Below are 4,152 nucleotides of genomic sequence, written 5' to 3' on the forward strand. Positions count from 1 at the left end.
TGATGCGCTGGAGATGGCGGTCCAGCGAGAACTTCCTGCAGCAGGCCTGGTGGCGCACTCGGATCGCGGGGTGCAATATGCCAGCGAACACTACCAGACTCTTCTGAGACGAAATCAGATCACCTGCTCGATGAGCCGCCGGTAACCGTTCACGGGTCGGGATTGATCTATTCAGGAGGATGAATATCTGAGACATCAGTGTCATGATGCAGATGTCAGAGATACCCGCTGAGCTTTTAGCCGAGATGACGCCCGCCGTACGAGCGTTCGTCGCGTCTCTGTTAGCGAGTATGGAGTCCCAGCGGGCGAGGATGCAGGAAGAGATTGACGATCTCAAAGCCCAAGTCAAACGTCTGACGCCACAGAATTCGTCGATGCCTCCTTCCACGCAACATCCGCATGCTCGGCCGACTCCCAAGCCGAAGTCCAATTCCAAGAGAAAGCGAGGCGGACAAGACGGGCATCGACGTGTTGTTCGCCAACTGGTCCCCATCGAACGCTGTGCAGAGGTGCATTCACTGCTTCCCGAAAACTGCCGACGCTGTGGCAAAGTCCTGACAGGAGCCGATCCCGAACCGATTCGGCACCAAGTGTGGGAACTGCCGCCGATCGAACCAGTGATCGTGGAATACCAGCGGCATCGACTGATATGCTCAGGCTGTGGAACAAGCACATGCGCCGCGTTGCCTTGCGGTGTGCCAACCGGACAGTTCGGGCCGCGACTGCTGGCGTTCACCGGGTTGCTGATGGGGCATTTTCGACAGAGTAAGCGTCGAGCCTCGCTGTTCCTTTCGGATCTGCTGAATCTGCCTTGCTGCCCCGCGGCCTCGGTCAAAATGCAGAATCGAGTCTCGGAGGCTCTCAATCAGACCTACGAAGATCTGAAAGGGCTTCTGGCGAACCAAGGTCAATTGTTCATGGATGAATCGCCGACGAAACAGGCGAATCAGAAAGCCTGGTTGTGGACCGCAGTCTCTTCCTCGTTCGCCGTGTTTGCCATCTTCGCCAGTCGGGCCGCAACAGCTCTGCCCAAACTTCTGGGAGATCAGTTCACAGGAATCATCAATTGCGACCGGGCGAAGATGTACTGGCAAGCCAAGCGACTTCAATGGTGTTGGGCCCATCTGAAGCGGGACTTCCAATCACTAATCGACCACCACGATCACCAAGTGAAACGACTGGGTTTCGATTTGAAGACTCCTGTTGAGACCCTGTTTACTCTCTGGCACAAATATAAATCCGGTGCCAGCTCATGGGAAACGTTTCAAACCGAGGTGAAGCCGATCCGCGACCAGGTGGACCGCTTGTTGCTGCGCGGTGTCTTCAGCGAGAACAAACGGCTCATCGGCATGTGCAACGAATTATACAATCACCGGGAGTGGCTCTGGACGTTCACGGAAATTCAAGGACTTGAGCCCACCAATAATACGGCCGAACGCGCGCTGCGTCCCGCCGTGATTTACCGAAAGCTTTCCTTCGGCACCCAGAGCGAAGCGGGCAGTCGCTTTATCGAGCGAATGCTGACCATTTCCGAAACCTGCCGACTTCAAAAACGATCCGTGTATCAGTGGCTCACCGCCGCCGTCGAAGCCAGCCTCAGTGGCCGACCAGCACCATCAATCCTTACCGACCCGTGAACGGTTACAGCCGCCGAGGCAACTGCTGGGATAACGCACCGATGGAGAGCTTCTTCGCCACCTTGAAGAAGGAACTCGTCCACCGCGAACGGTATCAGACCCATTCGCAAGCGCGCCAAAGCCTCTTCGAATACATTGAAGCGTTTTACAACCGCGTACGAAGGCACTCGACGATCGGGTATCTCCCACCCGTCAAGTTCGAACAGGCCATTTAATCCTAACCTCGCGCCCACATTTCATGGGCAAGTCCAGACGTGGCCCAGAAAGAGCAAGAATTTTTCTGTCGAGAGATAGGTCAATTACGCAACAGTCAGTCTAGAAGTCTCAGTAGCTTGAATACAAGAAAATTCCTGCTCTTTACCTTAATCTTTGCTGAAATGTTGGAAATTGGATTGGTCCTCTCTATTCGGATCATCACCTCCTGATTCCCGGCGCGTCTCCAATTCAGGATCCAGTGATGGATTTCTGAACGGTATGAGCTTCCACTTTTCCGTACTCTGTAAATGCGTATCGCTTGACATAGAGGACATCATGGGAATGGGGTATCAGATCGCTAATTGACTTTTGCTGATGAATCGGTTGATATTGATCAACGGTACTGTACCGCCCACCGGATCTCCCTCCGCTGTGTTTTCATCCCGCCTGTATTCTCGAGGATCTCCTCGTATGTCCCGCAATGCTTTCTGTGTGGTGACAGTTTCCGCCACGGGTGTAGACGTGAAGCACGACCTCTGTGGTGCATCGCCCCGGCGTCAATCTCATCGACCCGAATATTCTGCGGGGATGGCGCGCTCCGCACGATCTCGCAGTCTCACCACGTTCGTCTGCGCGGCGACGCTCTCAACGTTGGTGCTCGGTTCCGTCTCATCGGTATCGGGGGCCGATCGCAAAATTGAGTTCAATCGAGACATCCGGCCCATTCTGTCGAACAACTGCTACCTCTGCCACGGCCCGGATAAGAACCAGCTCCAGGCCGGTTTGAGGCTCGACAAGCCCGAAACCGCGGTTGCGAAACTGGAATCGGGGAACACCGGGATCGTGCCGGGTGATGTCTCGGCGAGTGCGATCATTGAGCGGATCACGACCAGTGATCCGAATCTGAAGATGCCCCCCGCGGAGAGCGGCAAAAGTGTCTCAGAGAGCGAGATCGAAACGCTGAAGGCCTGGATCCGGCAAGGGGCCGAGTATCAGGGGCATTGGTCGTTTATTACTCCTGTTCGTCCCGAGCCTCCCGCCACCCGCTTCTCGAATCATGTGCGCAACGAGATTGATCAGTTCATTCTCAGCCGACTGGAAGCCGAAGGACTGGAACCATCCCCCGAAGCGGACAAGGTGACCTTGATTCGTCGCGCGACGATCGATCTCACCGGGCTTCCACCCACCCCTGCCGAAGTTGACGCCTTTCTTGCTGATGAATCCTCACAAGCATACGAGCGGTTGATTGATCGTCTGCTGATGTCACCCCGTTACGGTGAACACCAGGGACGAATCTGGCTGGATGCCGCACGCTATGGTGATACGCACGGACTGCATCTGGATAACGAGCGATCGATGTGGCCGTACCGCGAGTACGTCATCAATGCGTTCAATCAGAACATGCCCTTCAACCGGTTTACGGTCGAGCAACTGGCGGGCGACCTGATCCCTGACGCGACCGTCGATCAGAAGGTGGCCTCGGGATTCAACCGCTGTAACGTGACGACAGGCGAAGGTGGCTCCATCGACGAAGAGGTTCTGGTCCGTTACGCGGTGGACCGGACGGAGGCTCTTTCGACCGTCTTCCTGGGACTGACACTGCAGTGCGCCGTTTGCCACACGCACAAGTTTGATCCGATTTCGCAGAAGGAATTCTACTCGCTTTATTCGTATTTCTATTCGATGGCCGATGCCGCCATGGACGGCAACGCGCTGTTGCCTCCTCCGATCCTGAAGCTTCCCTCAACCGAACACACCAAACGGCAGCAGGATCTGCTGAACGAGCTGGCCGCGTTGCAGCAATCGTCCGCCACCGCTCTCGCCGCAGCGACGGCCGCTTACGTGGATCCGCTGGCAGGGAAAGACTTGCCCGCCGATGCCCTTTCTGTGCTGCGTCTGGAGACCGTCTGGGTGGATGACGAGCTTCCTCCGGGGGCACAGCCTGCGGGTGATTCCCCCTGGCGGTTGATCACCAAGGGAGAAGGTCCCGTTTTTTCGGGAGAAAAGGCCTCCAGCCGCACCGCGACGGGTCTGTCGCAGCACTTCTTCACAGGCGCGAATCCCCCCTTGAAGATTGGCGAAGGGGACACGCTGTTCGCCTACGTTTATCTCGATCCGGCGAACCCGCCCCGCGCCATCATGCTTCAGTTTAATGATGGTAGCTGGGAACACCGGACCAACTGGGGGGACGAAGACGCCATCGGATTTGGTGCCAAGAATACTCCAGCCAAACGAATTGCAGGTCCCCTGCCGAAGACGGGAGAATGGGTACGGCTGGAAGTGAATGCGGCTGATGTGGGACTTCCTGCAGGTGCCAATC

At 56.4% G+C, this 4,152-nt stretch carries 2 protein-coding genes and 2 pseudogenes; all 4 read left to right on the forward strand.

The window, feature by feature from the left end; genetic code table 11:
• A pseudogene (locus VGE80_RS11765) lies at positions 1–142 on the forward strand (IS3 family transposase); the annotation flags it as partial.
• A 70-nt stretch (positions 143–212) separates the two neighbouring features.
• Positions 213–1,637 (forward strand): IS66 family transposase, encoded by a 1,425-nt coding sequence (gene tnpC / locus VGE80_RS11770; RefSeq protein ID WP_440592804.1) that lies wholly within the window; start codon positions 213–215, stop codon positions 1,635–1,637.
• A gap of 8 nt (positions 1,638–1,645) precedes the next feature.
• Positions 1,646–1,852 (forward strand): annotated as a pseudogene (locus VGE80_RS11775) (IS3 family transposase); the annotation flags it as partial.
• A gap of 451 nt (positions 1,853–2,303) precedes the next feature.
• On the forward strand, positions 2,304–4,152 hold a 1,849-nt coding region (locus tag VGE80_RS11780), incomplete at its 3' end, for a DUF1549 domain-containing protein (RefSeq protein ID WP_440592805.1).

The organism is Schlesneria sp. (assembly GCF_036405755.1).
Lineage (GTDB): Bacteria > Planctomycetota > Planctomycetia > Planctomycetales > Planctomycetaceae > Schlesneria > Schlesneria sphaerica.